Origin of the sequence: Martelella sp. HB161492 (genome assembly GCF_013184775.1) — a bacterium.
Taxonomy (GTDB): Bacteria; Pseudomonadota; Alphaproteobacteria; order Rhizobiales; family Rhizobiaceae; genus Martelella.
Map to the genome: position 1 here is coordinate 378,651 of NZ_JAATVV010000005.1, position 17,827 is coordinate 396,477.

16 protein-coding genes and 2 pseudogenes are annotated in these 17,827 nt (G+C 57.3%); 9 read left to right on the forward strand and 9 right to left on the reverse strand.

The features are described from left to right. Positions 1 to 495: 495 nt before the first annotated feature. Both HCK86_RS11065 and HCK86_RS11070 read left to right on the forward strand, forming a co-directional pair. Positions 496 to 1,239 carry a GntR family transcriptional regulator gene (locus HCK86_RS11065; RefSeq protein WP_176084508.1) on the forward strand — a complete coding sequence of 248 codons (744 nt, stop codon included), beginning with the start codon at positions 496 to 498 and terminating at the stop codon, positions 1,237 to 1,239. A gap of 54 nt (positions 1,240 to 1,293) precedes the next feature. Then, positions 1,294 to 1,569: pseudogene (locus HCK86_RS11070) on the forward strand (tautomerase family protein); the annotation flags it as partial. On the opposite strand, the gene HCK86_RS11075 reads toward HCK86_RS11070, so the two are convergent. From HCK86_RS11075 to HCK86_RS11110, 8 genes are read right to left on the reverse strand one after another with little or no spacing between them, the layout of a single operon-like run. Further along, positions 1,545 to 2,423, reverse strand: coding sequence for a bifunctional 5,10-methylenetetrahydrofolate dehydrogenase/5,10-methenyltetrahydrofolate cyclohydrolase (locus HCK86_RS11075; RefSeq protein WP_176084510.1), 879 nt, complete (start codon positions 2,421 to 2,423; stop codon positions 1,545 to 1,547). The pseudogene HCK86_RS11070 and the gene HCK86_RS11075 overlap by 25 nt on opposite strands. Next, positions 2,420 to 3,577 (reverse strand): hypothetical protein, encoded by a 1,158-nt coding sequence (locus tag HCK86_RS11080; protein WP_210259882.1) that lies wholly within the window; start codon positions 3,575 to 3,577, stop codon positions 2,420 to 2,422. The genes HCK86_RS11075 and HCK86_RS11080 overlap by 4 nt, the downstream gene beginning before the upstream one ends. 43 nt (positions 3,578 to 3,620) lie before the next feature. Next, on the reverse strand, positions 3,621 to 4,478 hold the full coding sequence (locus HCK86_RS11085) for an ABC transporter permease subunit (RefSeq protein ID WP_176084511.1): 858 nt from the start codon (positions 4,476 to 4,478) through the stop codon (positions 3,621 to 3,623). After that, on the reverse strand, positions 4,471 to 5,277 hold the full coding sequence (locus tag HCK86_RS11090; RefSeq protein ID WP_210259883.1) for an ABC transporter ATP-binding protein: 807 nt from the start codon (positions 5,275 to 5,277) through the stop codon (positions 4,471 to 4,473). The genes HCK86_RS11085 and HCK86_RS11090 overlap by 8 nt, the downstream gene beginning before the upstream one ends. A 28-nt stretch (positions 5,278 to 5,305) precedes the next feature. After that, positions 5,306 to 5,887, reverse strand: a complete 582-nt coding sequence (locus HCK86_RS11095) for an NAD(P)H-dependent oxidoreductase (protein ID WP_176084512.1) — start codon at positions 5,885 to 5,887, stop codon at positions 5,306 to 5,308. A gap of 48 nt (positions 5,888 to 5,935) precedes the next feature. Further along, complete coding sequence (locus HCK86_RS11100; RefSeq protein ID WP_176084513.1) at positions 5,936 to 7,327, reverse strand: FAD-binding oxidoreductase; 1,392 nt, start codon at positions 7,325 to 7,327, stop codon at positions 5,936 to 5,938. Next, complete coding sequence (locus HCK86_RS11105) at positions 7,324 to 8,613, reverse strand: amidohydrolase family protein (RefSeq protein WP_176084514.1); 1,290 nt, start codon at positions 8,611 to 8,613, stop codon at positions 7,324 to 7,326. The genes HCK86_RS11100 and HCK86_RS11105 overlap by 4 nt, the downstream gene beginning before the upstream one ends. After that, positions 8,613 to 9,410, reverse strand: a complete 798-nt coding sequence (locus HCK86_RS11110) for a creatininase family protein (RefSeq protein WP_176084515.1) — start codon at positions 9,408 to 9,410, stop codon at positions 8,613 to 8,615. Before HCK86_RS11110 ends, HCK86_RS11105 begins: the two co-directional genes overlap by 1 nt. Before the next feature lie 119 nt (positions 9,411 to 9,529). Here HCK86_RS11110 and HCK86_RS11115 point away from each other — a divergent pair, with 119 nt between their 5' ends. The 7 genes from HCK86_RS11115 to HCK86_RS11145 all read left to right on the forward strand — a co-directional run bounded on the left by HCK86_RS11115 (position 9,530) and on the right by HCK86_RS11145 (position 16,671). Then, complete coding sequence (locus HCK86_RS11115) at positions 9,530 to 10,294, forward strand: IclR family transcriptional regulator C-terminal domain-containing protein (protein ID WP_176084516.1); 765 nt, start codon at positions 9,530 to 9,532, stop codon at positions 10,292 to 10,294. Then, positions 10,294 to 11,145: a bifunctional 5,10-methylenetetrahydrofolate dehydrogenase/5,10-methenyltetrahydrofolate cyclohydrolase gene (locus HCK86_RS11120; protein ID WP_176084517.1), complete on the forward strand. Its 852-nt coding sequence runs from the start codon at positions 10,294 to 10,296 to the stop codon at positions 11,143 to 11,145. Before HCK86_RS11115 ends, HCK86_RS11120 begins: the two co-directional genes overlap by 1 nt. A gap of 68 nt (positions 11,146 to 11,213) precedes the next feature. Continuing rightward, the gene (locus HCK86_RS11125; protein ID WP_210259884.1) at positions 11,214 to 11,837 is read left to right on the forward strand and encodes a nuclear transport factor 2 family protein; all 624 of its coding nucleotides are present in this window, start codon (positions 11,214 to 11,216) and stop codon (positions 11,835 to 11,837) included. 105 nt (positions 11,838 to 11,942) lie between these two features. After that, a complete protein-coding gene (locus HCK86_RS11130) occupies positions 11,943 to 13,121 on the forward strand; it encodes an aminotransferase (protein WP_176084518.1) in 1,179 nt (392 codons plus the stop codon). Positions 13,122 to 14,051: 930 nt separating this feature from the next. After that, entirely contained in the window at positions 14,052 to 14,783 is a 732-nt protein-coding gene (locus HCK86_RS11135) for a LuxR family transcriptional regulator (RefSeq protein ID WP_176084519.1), read from the forward strand. Positions 14,784 to 15,012: 229 nt separating this feature from the next. Next, a complete protein-coding gene (locus tag HCK86_RS11140) occupies positions 15,013 to 15,660 on the forward strand; it encodes an acyl-homoserine-lactone synthase (RefSeq protein ID WP_176084520.1) in 648 nt (215 codons plus the stop codon). Positions 15,661 to 15,849: 189 nt separating this feature from the next. Then, positions 15,850 to 16,671, forward strand: a complete 822-nt coding sequence (locus tag HCK86_RS11145) for an enoyl-CoA hydratase/isomerase family protein (protein ID WP_176084521.1) — start codon at positions 15,850 to 15,852, stop codon at positions 16,669 to 16,671. Between the two features lie 242 nt (positions 16,672 to 16,913). Here the strand turns inward: HCK86_RS11145 and HCK86_RS11150 are convergent. Continuing rightward, positions 16,914 to 17,261, reverse strand: a pseudogene (locus tag HCK86_RS11150) (integrase core domain-containing protein); the annotation flags it as partial. Positions 17,262 to 17,827 lie beyond the last annotated feature (566 nt).

Consider the following 17,827-nt stretch of genomic DNA (forward strand, 5'->3'; position numbering starts at 1 on the left):
GCATGCGATTGTCAGGACATAGCAGGACGGCAGACGGACAACGGGTCCGGGACCTCCTGCCCCCAATTGCATCGCCGCGCCCCCCCCCTGTGGCGATGCAACCGAGGCGGAGGGGAAGCACTCAAGATGCATGCCCTCCGCCTCGCCCCAATCGCAGTGCTTCATCAGGAACCCGGGTGCGCCGGTAGGGGCCGTCAGCTTCAGGGCGGGCGGCTCCGCTCCTCTGAACATGCCTCTTCTGTATACAGCCTCACCACGACCAAATGGCCGAAAGCAACACGATGCGCCAAAAAATCCGATTAATTTAGCGATTTTCAATTGATCGCGCTGACAGACCCATTATGAGACAATGGTATTGATAGGTCTTGACGCCACATGTATACAATATCTATTCTCCGACGCTAAGAATTTACCGGTACACGTCACGTGACGGATAAATCAACGAGAGCAGGGATCGGCAGTCTGGCCGGTTGCATTGCTCGGGAGGAAAGACATATGGGCGCGGATCAAAAGAGCGTGCGGGATCAACAGGCGCTGAATGCGCTTCTCGGCCTGCGCAATCTTGTTCTGGGAGGAGGAGTCGCGCCCGGAGAGCGGCTTTCGGAGGTAGCACTGTCGATTGAACTCGGCGTGTCGCGAACCCCCTTGAGAGCCGCTCTTTTCCGTTTGGAAGAAGAGGGACTGTTGGAGCGTCTGCCGGCCGGCGGCTATGCCGTACGCAGCTTTTCGCTGGCCGATGTCTGTGACGCGATCGAGCTGCGCGGCGTGCTTGAGGGCACAGCGCTCCGGCTTGCTGCCGAACGTGGCGTTGATCCCGAACTTCTGGAGCAGATGCGTGAGCTGGTTCTGGCGATGGACGAGACTTTCGCCGATCAGATCGAGGATCTCGACTATAACCGCTATGTGACCCTAAATGCCGGCTTTCACAGCCTGCTCGCATTGCTGCCGGGATCACAAACCATGCGGCGAGAGCTTGAACGCACCCGCCGCATGCCTTTTGCCGCGCCCAGTGCCTTTCTCGAGGCGCAGGACGACGTCATGGCCTTTCGTGGCTCACTGGTCGTTGCTCAGCGCCAGCATCATGACATGCTGGAAGCACTCGAGCGCCGCGAAGGTGCGCGCGCCGAAGCGCTGGGCCGCGAACACGCACAGATCGCCCGCCGCAATCTCGACTTCGTCATGAAACAGGATCGTTCCCTGGTGCCGCGTGTTCCCGGGCTCCGCCTCGTCACCCGCTGACGGCAACGATTTTCTCTTAGCAAGGCTGCTTTCGGTTGACTTCATGCGCGTTCAGCGCTTGTCTCGCCAAAAACCGAAAGAGGATCTTTTATGCCCCACGTCCAGCTCAAGCTTTTTGCCGGCCGCACCGATGAACAGAAGCAGAAAATTGCCGATCTCCTGGCAAAGGCCGTGATGGAAGGCGCCGGCTGCTCTGAAAAGGCCGTTTCGGTCGCGATTGAGGAATTCTCGCCTGAAGAATGGCCGGAGAAAGTCTATCGTCCGGATATCCTCGAAAGCGAGGATAAGCTCTTCAAGAAGCCGGGCTATAATCCCTTTGACAAGGCCTGATCGGCCTCGGCAATCGCGATCAGGTTTTCCAGCAGCATTGCCCGCGTCACCGCACCGACAGAGCCGCGACGCGGCGTGCATGCGCCGGCAATATCAGCAACATCGTCGGCGATATCGGATATCATCGTGCCATCCGCATCATAGCTGATACCGACTCCCACCACGGTGGTGCCGGGACGGATCATCGCCGCCTCCACAAGGCGCGGCACGCCTGCCGCCGAAATGACGATGTCAGCCGCCTTGGTAAAACCGGCAAGATCCGGTGTCGCGCTGTTCAGCAAAGTGACTGTGGCGTCAATACCCCGCAACGACAACAGCATGGCAAGCGGCCGGCCGACCAGCGCACCGCGCCCGATGATGGCGACATGCTTTCCGGCGACGTTGATGCAGTGGTGGCTGAGCAGCCTCAAGATCGCATGCGGCGTACAGGGTAACAGCCCCGGCGTTCCGGCCATCAGGTGGCCGAGATTGACGGGGTGCAGCCCGTCAACATCCTTGGCCGGGCTGACGGCTTCAAGTGCTTCTGCGGCATCCAGATGATCCGGAAGCGGCAGCTGCACGAGAAAGCCGGAGACGCTGCTATCCCTGTTGAGCCGTTCAATTTCTGCCATCAGCCGGGGCTGATCGGTCGTCGACGCCAATCTCAGATCGTCCGACAGAATGCCAAGCTCCGCACAGTCCGCATGTTTCCGTGCGATATAGGCCCTGCTTGCCGGATGATCTCCGACAAGCAGGGTCACAAGTTTCGGCGTCCGTCCCGAAGATGCAAGGACTGCGACACGCTTGGCCATATCCTGCCGCAACAGTGCGGCATAGGCATCGCCATCCAGCAGCGTTGTTATCGAACCGCTCATTTCATGCCGATTGCGGGATCGATGAACCGGTTGGTCACCACATCCTCGGGCTTGACGTTCATGTCGGAACGTTCATCCAGAGTCGGGCGGACGATTTCCAGCATTTCAGCGACGCGATCCATGTCGAAATCGCCGATCGTCTTGTCTGGGCCATTGCCGATCAGATGGTTGTCGACCATTGCCTTGGACGCGTAGGCAAGCAGCGCCTTGTCCGTCTTCCACCAGCCGACGGCATTGCCGCCCTCGTTGAACTGATAGATCACTTCGTTGACCTCGGCCGGATCGCTGGCATAGTCGACGGCAGCCTGCTGGAACAGCGGCACCAGCTTGGCAAGGCAGGGGCTCAGCTCGTCGAGCCGGCCCTTTGCGACCGAAAGCATGCCGGTATAGTTGCGATAGCCGAGATCGTTGATCAGCAGATAGTCGATCGGCTTGGCCCAGTTCTGGCCGTTTTCCAGCTTGTAGACTTCATTGGTGACGAAGCCCTGATTGAGCCAAGAACCGTTATGCGTGACGAAGTTTTCCAGATCACCGCGATAGCCTTCGATGAAGGCATCCTCCGGGACACCTGCGTCAACGAGATTGCGGCCAAAGGTCCGTTTGATCGTTGAGACGTAAATCTTGCCGTTCCCGGATGCGGCAAAGGCCTTGAGATCGTCGATGGACTTGAAACCATCCGGATAGGTCGTCTTGTCCCACAAAAGCGCAGTCGGCGCGATATCAAGCGGCGCGAATACGCCGACGACCGGGAAACGCTTGGAGAAGATGAAGGAATTGTCGAGTTCCTGATAGGCGATATCGGGCACGACGCCGGCACGGGAATTGCCCATATAGAGTGCCGAATAGGCGGTCTCACCGTCACCCAGGCCGATGCCGCCGCCGCCTTCGAGAATTTCCAGATCAATTCCGGTGGAACCAAGCGGGCCAGTATATTTACCGCTTTCCATCGTCCCGCCGGAGCCGATCAGTTGATAGATCATGCCCTGCTCGGCCTCGGCCAGCCAGTCCTTCTGCAGGATCAGCGGATTGGGGCAGACATCGGCCAGCGGTGTGGTGTAGTGGCTTTCGGCAAATTCACCTGCACCGGCAGGGCCAGCGGAAAGCGTTGCCAGTGTCAGCGCGCCAGTCAGAGCGGCCTTGTGAAACATCTTCATCAATTTCCCCTTTCTCCCCTTATGGGTCTCAGTTGCCGGCCCGCTATTGCGGTTTACCGCCGGATTCGTGCCAGTTCGAGAACAGCCGGTTCCCGAGCCAGTTGAACATAAGATAGACCGCGATCGACAAGGCTGACGACATGATCAGTGCCGCATACATCTGTTCGTATTTGAAGTCGATCTTGGCATTCATCAAGAGCTGTCCCAGCCCACCGCGCCCTGACAGGAAAAACAGCTCCGAGACGATGGCGGCGATCACGGCCAGCGAGCCGGAAATGCGCAGCCCCGCAAACAATGTCGGCGCGGAGGAGGGCAGTCCGGCCTTTTTCAGCATCACCCACCAGCTGGCATTTTGCAGCTTGAACAGGTTGATAATGTTGCGGTCCACGCTTTTCAGCCCCAGCAGCAGCGTTGTCGGAATAGCGAAGAAGGTGAAGAGCGCAACAATCAGCACTTTCGGGAAAAATCCGAACCCGATGGCGCTCTGGATCAGCGGAATGATCGCCATGACAGGGATGGATTGCAGCGCCACGAGATAGGGAAATACCGCCTTTTCCATCACATAGAAGCGGAACATGACGATGGCAAGCACGATGCCGAGCGGGATCGAGATCAAAAGCCCCGCAAGTGCGATTGAGATCGTCGTCAGCGAACGGGTGAAGAGCTCGGTCAGGAAATCAGGCTTCGTCAGCACCTGGTCCCACATGCCGTGCGAATCCGGCATCAGGAACAGGCGATGTTCGGGGAGTGTGGAGCGCAAAGCGTGATAGGCGATGATGATGACAATGCCCATCAGCACCGGCGGCAGCAATTCGCGCGTCATGCGCCTGGCGATTGAGGGCGGCCCCGGCAGTGGCCTTGCCGCATAGCGGGTGATCTTCGCCACCTTGGTGTCAGTCATCGCGATTGTCCTCGATCGTCTGTCGCAAGGCCGCCGAGAGCGTACCGCAAAGCGCCGAAAATGCGGGATCGTAACGCAGTTCCGGACGGCGCGGATAGACAAAGGGCACATCGAACACATCGACAATCCGGCCCGGTCGCGGCGACATCAGCACGACCTTGCCAGACATGTAGACAGCTTCGGCAATCGAATGGGTGACAAAGATGCCGGTGAGTTTTTCACGCCCGTAAAGGGTCAGAACCTCATCATTCAGCCGCTCGCGGGTGATTTCATCCAGCGCGCCGAACGGTTCATCGAACATGAAGACATTCGGATCGAGCGCCAGCGAGCGCGCCAGCGAAACCCGCATCTTCATGCCGCCGGAAAGCCGTGCAGGATAGTGATCCTCAAAACCGGAAAGGCCGACAAGATCGATCTTCTCACGGGCGATACGTGCACGCTCGGCCGGCGAATAATCGCGCAGCTCCATCAGCAGCTCGACATTCTCCCGCACCCGGCGCCAGGGCATCAGCGTTGCATCCTGAAAGGTGTAGCCAAGATTTTCGCGATCCACCAGCACCGCCCCCTCGGTATGGGTCACGAGGCCGCTGGCAATCTTCAAAAGCGTGGACTTGCCGCAGCCCGACGGGCCAATCAGCGAAATGAACTCGCCGGGCATGACCTTCAGATTGACATCCTGAAGTGCAAGCGTGCCATCAGGAAAGCGCATCGAGACATGCTCAAAGGCGATCGCCGGCTGGCCTGCCGATTGCGGGAAAAAGTTGTCGCTCGCAGTGTCTTTAGCAGTCATGGTGGTCATGGTGCGTCTTTCTGATTGCAGTCCCCGGTCAGAAGCGAAGCATGGCCTGGCGGATCTTCTCGATATAAGCGGCCGTTTTGTGTTCACCGACATTATTCATGTCGTAAAGCGCATGATATTCCACCTTCACACCCGGCGCACAGACGACACGGAGGAATCGGGTCGCATTCTTGCGCGGTGCGTCGCCGAGAAAGGCGGCCCGCCAGCGTTTCGAGCCATAGGTGGTGACGGTCGCAAGCTTGCGGATATTGGTCAGCCCCGGCCCAAGCTTGCCATCGGTGAGCTTGAAGGAGACATCGGGTAGAAACACCCGGTCGAAATAGCCCTTGAGGATGGCTGGCCAGCCGAAATTCCAGACGGGATGGCACAGAACCAACGCATCGGCAGCCTGGAGCCGTGCGACATAGGGATCGATGCGAGAGCGGTTTTCCGGGATATCATGGTAACCGCGCCGGTCTTCGGCCGACAGAACCGGATCAAACTTTTCCGCATAGAGGTCGAGATCATCGACCTGATGGCCGGCAGCAATCAGGCTTTCGACCACGGTTTCGTGCAGTTTGGCCGCCAGACTGTCATGAAGCGGATGGGCGTAGATAACGTGAACTCTCATGAATATCTCGAAATATCGGTTCTGGCCGGCTTGTCGTCCGGCGCGTAATCAATGGGTGAAGAGAAAGGCCTTGCCGGGTTCTGCACGCCAGTCCGGATTGGTCCAGGCAATCATCTTGCCGGGATTCATCAACCCCTTGGGATCGGTTTCACGCTTGAAGGCGAGCTGGCCGAGATCGGTCCGTTTCATCCCGCCTTCCTCGAGGGTGAGGCGATGCGGATTGAAGACTGTGACGCCGAAATCGCGCTCGAGCGTGAGCATGAGTTCCTCGAGACGGGCATTGTCGCGATAGCGCACCAACGGAAGAAATACCGCTGAAACCCGGCCGGAAAAGCGGGTGAATTCGCTATGCAGCAGCAGTTCGTCGCCAAAGGCCGCCTTCACGCGGTCGATCGCGGCGTAAAGGTTGTCTGGGGGCAGCATCATCTGCAGATAGGTGGTCGTGTCCGGATCGATCTTCAGCGCCCTAAGCGTCGTATGGTTCCAGGCAATTTCATAGGCTGGCGGCAGCCTTTTGCCCGCGCCGTCACGATCCGCACGAAAACGCACGCTTGCACCATGGTCAGCGGCAAGCTTCGCCAGCGCATTGAGATCGCCCCGCGCCGCCATGACTGCCACCAGCGCCTCGCCCTCTTTGAGGAAAGGCGCATGGCGGGTGAAATAGCGCGCCGGGATATCTGGTTCGAAGGTGGAGAGCATCCGCTTCGCGATGTGCCCGGCATTGCCGATTTCGAAGGCCAGCCGTGTCGCTGCGGCAAAATCCTCCGTGCCGATCAGCATGTCGACCCAGTCACCGGCCGGATCAACGGGAATTTCAATCTCGGTCATCACACCGTTAACGCCGTAGGCATGGGCGGCCTTGAAGATGTCCTCGCCTTGCAACTCAACAATGCGCGGCGTTTCCTCCATGGTGACCAGCCGGACCCGGCGAATATTGCCGGGCGTGCGCAGCCCGCCCCATCGGATTGCGCCGACGCCGCTGGAGCCGCCGGCGATGAACCCGCCGATCGTCGCCGTTGCCGTCGTCGAGGGGAAAAGCCGGATCTCGCGATCTCTGACCCGCGCCTGACGCTCGATATCGGCGATGATGGCACCGGTCTCGCAGATCAGATGATCATCGGTGATCGCTGTCACGCGGTCCATGTGGCGCATATGCAGGACGCAGCCGCCGGCGAGCGGCATCGCTTGACCGTAATTGCCGGTTCCGCCACCGCGCACCGTCACCGGAACATCAAAGCGGTAACATGTGGCGAGCACTTCGATCACCTCGGCTTCCGAGCGCGGTGCGACGACGAAGTCGGCGACCACATCATCCAGCATCGGCTTCAGGATTGGGCTGTACCAGTAGAAATCACGGCTCTTCTGTCGCACCGTCTGCGGGTGATCATCGCTATCGAGATGGGAAAGGGCGGCCTTGGCCGCAGCAATATCGGCTGTCATGCGCGTTTCAGCCTTTCTTTGGAAAACTGAGTCGGATCGGAAATGGTTGTCGCGGCAATTTCGCTGCCCGCCCGAAAAACGCGACGGGCAAGGCACGGTTTCGAAAAGAGATCAATGAGGCTGCCTGCCTCGAAAATGACGGCGTCCGCCGGTGCATTGGGCGCGATGCGGCCCGCCTGGTTCAGCCCCATGATGGCAGCGGGCTGGCTGAAGACGGAAGAGAGCCAGTCTCCGGCCATGCAGTCGAGCTGCCCGAGAAGGACGGCCTGCCGCAGCACCTGCAGCATGTCGAAATCGCCGAACGGAAAGAAGGCGTCCTGCACATTATCGGATGCGAAAGCGATACGAATGCCTGCTTTTGCAAGCTCTTTTACCGGTGCAATGCCGCGCAGGCGCGGTGTGCACTCAAGGCTTGCATCCTGAAGGTAACCGTTGGTCATCGGCAGGCTGACAATATCGATCCTAGCGCTGGCGACACGGCGGATCGTGTCGGCGAGCACTTCTTGATCCTTGTGTGCAAGCGCGCAGCAGTGGCCGGCAGTGACACGGCCGGAAAAATCGCTTCTGAGACGCGCATCGGCGAGCAGTGAAAGCCCCTCGGCTTCGGCATCCAGTGTTTCGTCCACATGCAGATCGATATCCAGACGATGCCGCTCAGCGACGGCAAACAGCCGGTCGAGTCGTTCAGAGGTGGCGCTGCCGGCACTGACGAACGCACCGAGAATGCCGTTTCGCTCGGCGATCTCGCCGGCGCGCCGGTCAAAATCAGCGCCGTCATCAAGCCGCGAAAGCGCCATCAAGGCGACAGGCTGGATGACAAGCCGGTCCGCCCAGGCCCGGCGCTTTGTCTCGAAAACCTTCCAGGCCGCACTCCGGGACGGCAGATCCGGCGTATCGAGATGGGTTCTGAGCGCCATCGTGCCATTGGCGAAGGCACGGGCGAGCGCCCGGTCCATCCGCTGATCGAGATCTTCCTCACTGCGATTGCCGAAATCAGCCATCGCCAGACGGACGGCTTCATCGAGCCCTGCCCGCGATACGCCGGTGCGCCGTGCCGTATAGGCCTTGTCGAGATGGACATGGCAGTCAACGAAGCCCGGCATCAGCAACATTTCACCCGCATCAACGCTGCAAGCGTCAGACACGTCGCGCGGATCGCAAAATCGCCCGTCAACAAAAGCAATGTCGCTGCGGGAAAGCCCTTCAGCCTCATCGTGGCGCAGGGCAAACCCCTGTGTCAGGGCCGTCACAACAGCGATATTGCGGAACAGAAGCGGCGGCGCCATCAGCGATCACCCTGCAGCAGAAACGGCGGATGATAGGCGGCGGTCTCGTCCAGCAGACGGGCGAAACGCTCAGTCGCATGCTCCGCAAGCGCGCGACCTGCCTCAGCGGTTGCGCCCGCAGCATCGCCGGCGACGCCATCGTCTGTCAGATCCTCGGCGATCCAGCCAGCACCCACCGGGCCGACAAGCCTCAAAACCTCATAGGCTTCGGCGACATCTGCCGATGCTGGCCGAAAATTGCGGGCCTTGTCCAAGGCGACGAGGTCGGGACGGAAATGCAGCATGGCAGCGGTTTCGACGAAGCCACCGTGAATGCCACTGGTGCGTTCTTCGGCGCTGACAAGGCCATCGGGAAAACCCATCCCCATCCAGCCGGCGGCGACACAGAACAGCTTTTCCTCATTGCGCAGCCGTCGCGCGGCGATTTGCAGCACAGGCACATTGCCGCCATGGGCATTGAGAAAGACGAGCTTCGAAAAACCGGCCCGTGCCACGCTGCGGCCGATCTGGACGATCGTGGCCTCCAGTGTGGAAGCATCCAGCGTCAGCGTTCCGGGGAAGGAAAGATGCTCATCCGATTTGGCGTAGGTGACGGTTGGCAGGATGTAGACATCGGCATTGCGGACCTTGGCGGCAGCGCCGCCGGCCATCGCCTCGGCCAGCAGACTGTCAGTGTTGAGCGGCAGATGCGGACCATGCTGCTCGGTTGCCCCGACCGGCAGAAGCGCAATCGCCCTTTCCGGGTTAATCGCGGAAAAATCTGTGGTTTTGAGTTGAGACCAGATAAAAAATGACATATGTGTTCGCTTATCGATCAAATGTTCGTAAAATAGTAATCCAGTTCTGACACTGGTCAAGTGGCTTCGCCGGGTAGACCGCATTTTCTCCCGCGAGATCCGAAAACAGGGGACACGACATGCAACTCGATGAAAACGACAAGGAAGTGTCGCTGACCTTTGCCAAGGGGCTGGCTGTGATCCGCGCCTTTGACGGCCGTGACCGCGCCATCACGATCTCCGAGATCGCCGAAAAGGTGAAGCTGAACCGGGCCGTGGCCCGCCGGCTGGTGCGCACGCTGGAGCAGCTGGGCTATTTGAGCGCCGATCGCGGCCGCTACGAGCTTACCCCACATATTCTCACGCTCAGTCAGGGCTTTATCGAGGGACGCGGCATAGCCCAGATTGTTCAGCCAATCCTGCGCAATGCTACTGAAGCGATTGGCGAAGCGGTGTCCTTTGCGATGCGCGATGGTAATGAGGCCGTCTATGTCGCCCATTCGGTGGTACCGTCGAAATTTACGCTCAACCGGATTTCAGTTGGCAGCCGGGCGCCGCTTCTGCCCACGGCAATTGGTCGCGCCATTCTCGCATTCCTGTCGGACGAGGAGCGTGATGCCGCACTCGCGGCCTGCGATCACGCGACCTATACGCAACGCACCGAAACCGATAATGACCGCCTGCGCGGGATCCTCGATGCAGTCCGCGACGTCGGCTATTCTTGGACCGAGGGGGAATATGTCGACCGGGTCTGTTCGCTCGCTGTACCGGTGCTGAGCGGCACAGCAGGCGTGGTCGGCTCGGTTTCGATCATCCACGAGCCCGGCCAGTATGACCCGTTGGCGCGCATGACCATCGTCGGCCACCTGAAGCGTTGTGCCGACAATATCGGATCGACCTTCTGATGACGGCGATCTTTCGCGCCGGAACGCTGGCTGCCGACCGCATCGCCGCAACCCGGGACAGCCTTTCCGGAAACCGGATCGCGCCCCGGGCAGCGATCCTGCTAGATGCCCGTGATGCCGGCATGCAGGCTTATGGCAAAAGGCTGTCAGCCTTTGCCGAGGACACCGGCATCACGCTTTTGTTTCAACAATGGGGCAGCACACCGGAAGCCTGCTGCCGCCAGGTTAGCGCCCTTTCAGAGGATCCGACACTTGATGCGATCATACCGCTCTATCCGCTGCCTGTCGGCCTTTCGTCTGAGACCGTTGCCGCATTGATCGGTGCTGATCGCGACGTTGACGGGCTGCATCCTGATAATGCCGGTCGGCTGGCGCTGGGCTATCGCGGTCGCTTTCCGGCAACGGCCACGGCAGTGACCGCCATCGCCGAACATCTGGCCGGGCCGCTTTTCGGCCGCCATGTGGTCCTGGTCGGCGCCTCGCGGGTCGTCGGCCGGCCGGCCGCACAGATGCTGCTTGAACGCGAGGCAACCGTTACTCTGACACATGTCGCAACTCGCGATCTTGCCGCCCACACCCGTACGGCCGAGATCATCGTCACGGCTGCCGGCCGGCCGAAGCTGATCGGCGCAAAGGACATCGCCGATGGCGCAATCTTGATTGATGTCTCGATCAATCGCGGCCCCGAGGGGCTTGTCGGCGATGTTGATCTTGCTGGGGTCAGCGGTAAGGCGGCCATCGTCACCCATGTTCCGGATGGGGTCGGTCCGCTGACCACCGCCTGCCTGATGGCGAATATTGCCGATGCTGCATTGCAGCGGCGCGATCGACGGAAAGACTTGTCAAGCTGACAAAAATCAGGTTGAATTTCTTTATTCGATCAAATGTTCGCTTAACGAACAAACGAGGGGACAACAGCATGAACGTCATTTTCCGCCGCATGCTTGGCGTGGTCAGCGTTGCCGCTGGCCTTTATGCCGGCAATGCCAGTGCCGACGAGATCCGCCCGGGCGTGACCTTCGCCGGCACAGTTTCAACGGATCCCGAACGCGCCGCGATGGAGGGTCTCATCCTCGATCTTGCTTCGTCCTGGGCATCCTGCGACAAGGCGCTCATGGACAATGCCGTCGCCGATGACGTGGCTTTCTCCTATCCAACCACGAGCTATACCGGCAAGGACAAGATGCTGGCAGACCTTGCCGCTTTCTGCGATGCAGCCAAGGACACCTCCATCTACCTTCCGGCTGATGCGTTTTTCGTCGACACCGAGACGGGGCGGATCGCCGCCGAACTGCAGTTCCGCACCTTTCAGCGCGGCAACCGTCAGGTGGTCAACGATGTCTGGGTCGCCCATGTTGCCGATGGCAAGATCACGGTCATCAAGGAATATCTCGATGGCCGGGTGAAGGATCTGCAGGCACTTGGCGTGCTGCAACTGGAAGAGGACCCCGAAACGCTGACGCCCTGGCCGGCGCGGACAGAGAAATGGGCGTCCTGCTTTCCTATCGTCAAGGCAGCTCCGGTTAACGAATGTAACGGCTAGAACATTGGGCGGTTCAGATTGACCGCGTGATGACCCAGCCCCTTTTCCTGAGGGACAAGAAGGGATAAGTCCGAAAGGCCTTTCTTCTTGTTCCCGGAAAATCCCATGCCGCCGAAACCGCAGCTGAACCCATTCGTTGAAACCATGGATGCGCCGCCGATCCCGGCGGTGCGTCAGGCGCTTACAGCCTATGATGGCCGCCACGGTCCGGTTCTCGATCTCTGCCAGGCCGTGCCCGGCTATGCACCGCATGGCGATCTGCTGGTCGCCCTTGCTAGAACGGCGGGCGACGCAGCCCTTGCGGGCTACGGCGATATTCAGGGGGAACGCGTGCTGCGCGATGCGCTGGCCGCTGATATCAATAGCGTTTATGGCGGTGATGTTGCCGCGGCCGATTTGCAGATCACTGCTGGCGGCAATCAGGCCTTCTTCGTCATGGCGCTTGCGCTGGCGCAGCCCGGCGATGAAGTCATCCTGATCGGCCCGCATTATTTCAACCACGACATGACCCTGCGCATGCTTGGCATCACTGTCCGCGTCGTTGATGGTGATCCTGAAGCCGGCTTTCTCCCCGACATGGCGGCGATCGAGGCTGCAACGCATGAGAAGACCCGTGCGATTTTCATCGTGACGCCCAACAATCCGAGCGGTGGCATCTATCCGTCAACCCTTATCGATGCTCTATTCGTACACTGCGTCAAGGCAGGAATCGTGCTGGTTATCGATGAGACCTACCGCGATTTTCTGCCGGCCGGCAGCGGCCCGCCGCACGGTCTCTTCGCCCATCAGGACTGGCGCGACAATTTCGTCCACATCTACAGTTTCTCCAAGGCCTATTGCATTCCCGGTCATCGCGTCGGTGCCATTGCCGCTGGCGGACGGATCATGACCGAAATCGCCAAGGTCATGGATAATCTGCAGATCTGTGCACCGCGCCCGGTCCAGCATGCGCTGGTTGGCGCCATTGACGCGCTGAAATCCTGGCGCGACGGCAACCGCGATGAAATCGACCGGCGGCGTGTGGCCTTCGAACGGGTGATCGCCGCCAAAGGACACTGGAAGATCGTCTCAATCGGCGCCTATTTTGCCTATCTCAGGCATCCCTTTGGCGATGAACATGCCATGGATGTCGCTCGCCGCCTTGCTGGCGACTACGGTGTCCTGGTTCTGCCCGGCAGCTGTTTCGGCGCCGGGCAGGAAGCCTATATCCGTGCCGCCTTTGCTAATGCGGACGCCGCTATCATCGATAGCCTTTCCCGGCGTCTGCCATCGCAGTGGTCATAGGTGAACGTACGAGTAAATAACTCATACTGGCGGCGCGTTTGAGGGTCGAAGGTGTTTGACGACATCGTAAGCACTGCCGCGGCCGCAACTATAGCCTACTTTCTCATAAATCAGCCGCACGCTAAAACTGGTCGAGACGGTAATGGTTTCGATCTCAGAGTTCAGGTGAGGTGCAAGCGGCGGGCGTCCAAGCAGCGTGACTCGTACGGCGATGTTGGAATTCTCTAGCAATGCCAGACGCAATTTTCTAGACACCGAACGCTTCGAAGCGATCGGGTGAATTGTTTGCGTTGAGCCGCAGCGCGAAGGAACTGAAATGCGATTGCGGGTAGCTGAGTGCATCTAGACGAATCGTTGTGACGCTTCTGGCGATAGTTGGCTCTGAATGGCTCACTCCCGTCCTAGGAATGGTCAGGCGCTGTTCTTAGAACGAATTTTGTGAACAAAGCAATAGCACTTCATCAACGCCGCCAGCGGGCGTCTGATCCCCTTTGTCGCAGAAGTTTTGCAAAATTTCCTCGAAAAGGAAGCCGCGCCAACATACCACTCATAAGTGGCATTTCCTCGACTTAATGCCGGCTCAGATTGCACCGCTGGTAATGCCAGACCGCACGCGTAAGGATCTGTGGCGGAAACCGATGCTGATTGGGTTGATGTCGAATGTCTGGCTCGCCGAAATCCGGTTCAAGCGACAATACCACGAACTTGACTCGGCTCCTCAATGCGGAGCCTCGAAATCTTGGCGACAAGTTTAGCGTCTTCGACCATTCACATTTCTGTTACAAAACGACAAAATTGAATAAATTTCACGATTGTTGGCAGCCATTGCTAAATTAGGCTATTTACAACTTGCGGTCGGACAGCAACATTACAGAAAATTAATAATAATTAGGGTGCAGATTACGTTTCTTTGGGGGGGGAGGGGCGATCGTGAGCGATTTTGATAAAACGCTTGAGGTCATAGCTCAAATTGACAGATGCCAGACATCCGACAGTCTTATGTTTGCACTGACTGCTTTTACTTCAAAATTCGGCCTTACCTGTTTGATTGCCGGAACTATGCCTGGAGGACGAGAGACAAGAGAAAATCTGAAAGGTAGATTTCTTCTTTCAGGCTTCGATCCTGGCTGGCTGGAACGCTATATCAACAAACGCTACATGGAGGTCGACCCAGTTATTGCAAGGATCAAGCGAAGCTCTACGCCGTTTCTCTGGTCAGAGATACACAACTCTGACTTTTCTCCCGTCGGACCGGTCGGCCGACGTGTCATGGATGAAGCGACCGAATTCCGCTTAAATGAAGGCTTCGCGGTACCACTTTGGACGACAGATTTTGTAGCAGCCGTTTCGCTTGCCGGCGAGCACGCGGAGCTGTCTCCTTCTGAACGTGGAATGGTAGCGCTAGCGAGTACTTACTCTGTCACGAAAGCCATGACATTGAATAACATTCGAAACGAGCGCCAAAGGGTAGCGCTATCACCACGAGAGCTGGAATGTCTCAAATGGGTCGCCGCAGGCAAAACAGAATGGGAAATTGGAATGATCTTGAACATATCGGAACACACAGCTGATCGCCATCTTGCAAGCGTGCACCGAAAACTGGGCGCTGTTACACGCCCTCAAGCGATCGCAAATGCGTTTAGATTAGGCTACATTACATAACCCTGCCCCTTTCGCCCAACCGCGCGCAATCAGATACAGCCCGCTCATGAAAAATTGCCACAAAATCAATATAAATATTCTGAAAATTCATTTTGTAAGTATTAACTTATATTTCTTTCTTTATATCTCATTTCTCTATTAGATTCAATTCCTGCGATCGCACATTTATATTTAGCATATGGTCCCTCAATTATGTGTCCGTCCAGACATCCAAATGGGGGATTACGACATGATGTACATCATATCTGGGAAAGACACGAACAACTATAAAAGTTTAATGGATCAAGCATTTGAACTGCGTCACAAAGTGTTCATAGACGAACTACGGTGGGATATCGCTGTCGAAAGTAAAAATATTGAAATGGATCAATTCGACACAGACGATGCTATACATCACCTATCAGTTCGTGATGGCCGTGTTGTCGGCTATCAACGGATGCTTCCGACGGATAAACCGCATCTTCTGGCTGATATCTTCCCGCAGCTCTGCATGGTCGATTTTCCGAGAGGGCCCGATATCTACGAATTGACGCGCTACTGCGTTGATCGTTCGCATCGGCAGAGCCGAAGGGAAGTCGGCTCGGTAGGGAGCGAATTGATGGTCGGCTTTATCGAATGGGGATTGGCTTCAGGCATTCGAAAAGTGATCATCGAATTTGAAACAATTTGGGTTTTACGGGCACTGCAACTTGGCTTCTTCGTGCAGCCCCTTGGGCTCGAAACGCAAATTGGAAATCAAAAAATCGTCGCAAGCCTGGTTAACTTTGATGAGGCAACCCTAAAATCCGTTCGACGCTATCGCGGTATTGACGAGCCAGTCGTGCAATTTCTTGGTTCTCTCGCTGAGACTGGAGGTTTCCATGAAGCAGCGCTCTGATTTGAAAGGACATACCGGCAACGAATTAGCCGTCCGGAAAATTGACCAGAGATATCTGGCAGACCTTCTAGACTTTGCCTTGCAGATCTCAGTGAGGCTGGGACAAGCCGAAACAGCAATGCATGTTTATCGTGCATATGATACTCTTCAGGATATCCCCGTCTGCAATGAACATGAGGGGGAAGATCTATGCCATTAACAATCGAGAAAGCGGATGGTTTTTTGGTCGTTGCTTTTCAATGGACGACAACGGAACCGGGATTTCAAACAGCCACATTTCAAGAGCTCTCGAATATCCTTGAGGAGGCAAATCGAAGCCCAGAAATCGCCTGTGTGTTATTTACCAGCAGTGGGCGCTCATTCTGTGATGGAAGCGACATACGCTCCTTCTTAAACCCGGCTGACCTGGACGAACTAAACCGATCGTCGAGGGTGTATTTTGACGCATTGATCAACTCGCAAATACCTTTGGTCGCGGCAGTAAACGGGCCTGCCATCGGAATTGGCATGACAATGCTTCTTCATTTTGACGTTGTGCTAGCATCGCCTGCGAGTGAATTCCGATCTCCTTTCGTAGAATGGGGGTTGGTACCAGAATCTGCTTCAAGCCAGATATTGCCAGAGTTGACCGGGCTCAGAAACGCATTCAGCATTTTTGCTCTGGGGAAGGCGCTTTCAGCCAAAGATGCCAAGTCCGCCGGAATCGTCTCTGAGATAGTTGACCACGGCGATCTTGAGCAAGAAGCACGTCTTATTGCTACCCGATTGGCGAAGCTTCCACGTCAATCGTTGAGAAAGACACGATGGCTCCTTCACCAGAAAAACAGCGTGGATGAAAGGGTGGCTCTGGAGAATGAGATCTTTGTTCAGCTCTTGCATGACGAAGTTACCCAAAAGAGACTTTCGTTACTTGCTCGAGTGATGAAACGAGGCAAGGCGAGCCGTCAGAGCGATCCTCATCGACGCGAGTTGCTAGAAAATTGCGACGTTTCGTTGTTTCAGTCCGCCTGAAAACTTGTTTTTCATAGCGGTGGCGGCAGCGCGCCGCCACCGCAACAGTTTCCGATGCACCGTCAACTTAGCGAAATAGGAAATTGGATATGCCCATGACAGCCTATGGCGGTCCCGACTGTGGTCCACTTTGTGGCCGCCATTATGGCTCTGATAGTCCCCGGGTTCCGGTTCTCCTGACAGAGGTGGCTCGGTTTGTCTGAACAGTTTCGGGCGTTTTTCTAAGTGGATTTCCGCCTCGATTATGCCGCCACCATCTTCGGCGTCAGCGCGTTGAAGTAGGCCTGATCCGGCGTCTGCCGGCCAAGGGATGAATGTGGGCCTCGGGTGTTATAAAATGTCAGATAGAGGCCGATGCCAGCGCGGGCCTCGGACACGGTCTTGTAAGCGTGGAGGTAGACTTCCTCGTATTTGATCGAACGCCAGAGCTGCTCGACGAAGACATTGTCCCGCCACGAACCCTTGCCATCCATCGAGATGGCGATTTCCGCCTTCTTCAGCACCGCCGTGAAGTCGACAGAGGTAAACTGCGATACCTGGTCCGTATTGAAGATGTCTGGTTTGCCATAACGGGCCAGAGCTTCCTCAAGGAGCTGGTCTTTCCACTGTTTGATCTGGTTGGTGTGCACGTCGAACTGCTGGGACAATTCCACCAGCGTCTGCTCACCTCGGATAGCGGCAAGCGCCACCTTGGCCTTGAAAGCCGGGCTATGGTTCCGGCGTGGTCGTCTCGTCATGGTATCTCCTGTTAACGGCATCTAAGCCGAAGTCAGGCAGAAATTCCACTTATCCTAGCTGTTCAGATTACCCGAGCCATATCTACGACCGTAACCTGGCGGTTAAGCTTCAGGTGCGGCCTTGCCCATTTATGAGATCGACCAGTTTCACTGCATATTCATTGCTCCAGCCTTCCTGTGAAGGAGAGCTTGTCATCAATAAATACGAAACTAAAATGGTTCCGCAAAGTGGAGCCCTCCCGATCATGTCAGCAACACCGAAGCCGCCGGCCGTCCGTGGCCGACCGAAAACACTTGCGGATGATGACCGGCGGGCGCTGCTGCTGACCGCCGCCATGACTGTCTTCATCGAAAAGGGCTTCGCCCGGGCGACGACCACCGATATCGCCACGCGGGCGGGCATGTCGAAGCGCGATCTC

Excerpts from the sequence above, each read along its gene's own strand:
- HCK86_RS11140 (WP_176084520.1), top strand. The coding sequence starts at position 15,013 with ATGATGTACATCATATCTGGGAAAGACACGAACAACTATAAAAGTTTA.
- HCK86_RS11065 (WP_176084508.1), top strand. The coding sequence starts at position 496 with ATGGGCGCGGATCAAAAGAGCGTGCGGGATCAACAGGCGCTGAATGCG.
- HCK86_RS11095 (WP_176084512.1), bottom strand. The coding sequence starts at position 5,887 with ATGAGAGTTCACGTTATCTACGCCCATCCGCTTCATGACAGTCTGGCG.
- HCK86_RS11125 (WP_210259884.1), top strand. The coding sequence starts at position 11,214 with ATGAACGTCATTTTCCGCCGCATGCTTGGCGTGGTCAGCGTTGCCGCT.
- HCK86_RS11110 (WP_176084515.1), bottom strand. The coding sequence starts at position 9,410 with ATGTCATTTTTTATCTGGTCTCAACTCAAAACCACAGATTTTTCCGCG.
- HCK86_RS11075 (WP_176084510.1), bottom strand. The coding sequence starts at position 2,423 with ATGAGCGGTTCGATAACAACGCTGCTGGATGGCGATGCCTATGCCGCA.
- HCK86_RS11080 (WP_210259882.1), bottom strand. The coding sequence starts at position 3,577 with ATGAAGATGTTTCACAAGGCCGCTCTGACTGGCGCGCTGACACTGGCA.
- HCK86_RS11085 (WP_176084511.1), bottom strand. The coding sequence starts at position 4,478 with ATGACTGACACCAAGGTGGCGAAGATCACCCGCTATGCGGCAAGGCCA.
- HCK86_RS11130 (WP_176084518.1), top strand. The coding sequence starts at position 11,943 with ATGCCGCCGAAACCGCAGCTGAACCCATTCGTTGAAACCATGGATGCG.
- HCK86_RS11105 (WP_176084514.1), bottom strand. The coding sequence starts at position 8,613 with ATGGCGCCGCCGCTTCTGTTCCGCAATATCGCTGTTGTGACGGCCCTG.
- HCK86_RS11100 (WP_176084513.1), bottom strand. The coding sequence starts at position 7,327 with ATGACAGCCGATATTGCTGCGGCCAAGGCCGCCCTTTCCCATCTCGAT.
- HCK86_RS11090 (WP_210259883.1), bottom strand. The coding sequence starts at position 5,277 with ATGACCACCATGACTGCTAAAGACACTGCGAGCGACAACTTTTTCCCG.
- HCK86_RS11115 (WP_176084516.1), top strand. The coding sequence starts at position 9,530 with ATGCAACTCGATGAAAACGACAAGGAAGTGTCGCTGACCTTTGCCAAG.
- HCK86_RS11145 (WP_176084521.1), top strand. The coding sequence starts at position 15,850 with ATGCCATTAACAATCGAGAAAGCGGATGGTTTTTTGGTCGTTGCTTTT.
- HCK86_RS11120 (WP_176084517.1), top strand. The coding sequence starts at position 10,294 with ATGACGGCGATCTTTCGCGCCGGAACGCTGGCTGCCGACCGCATCGCC.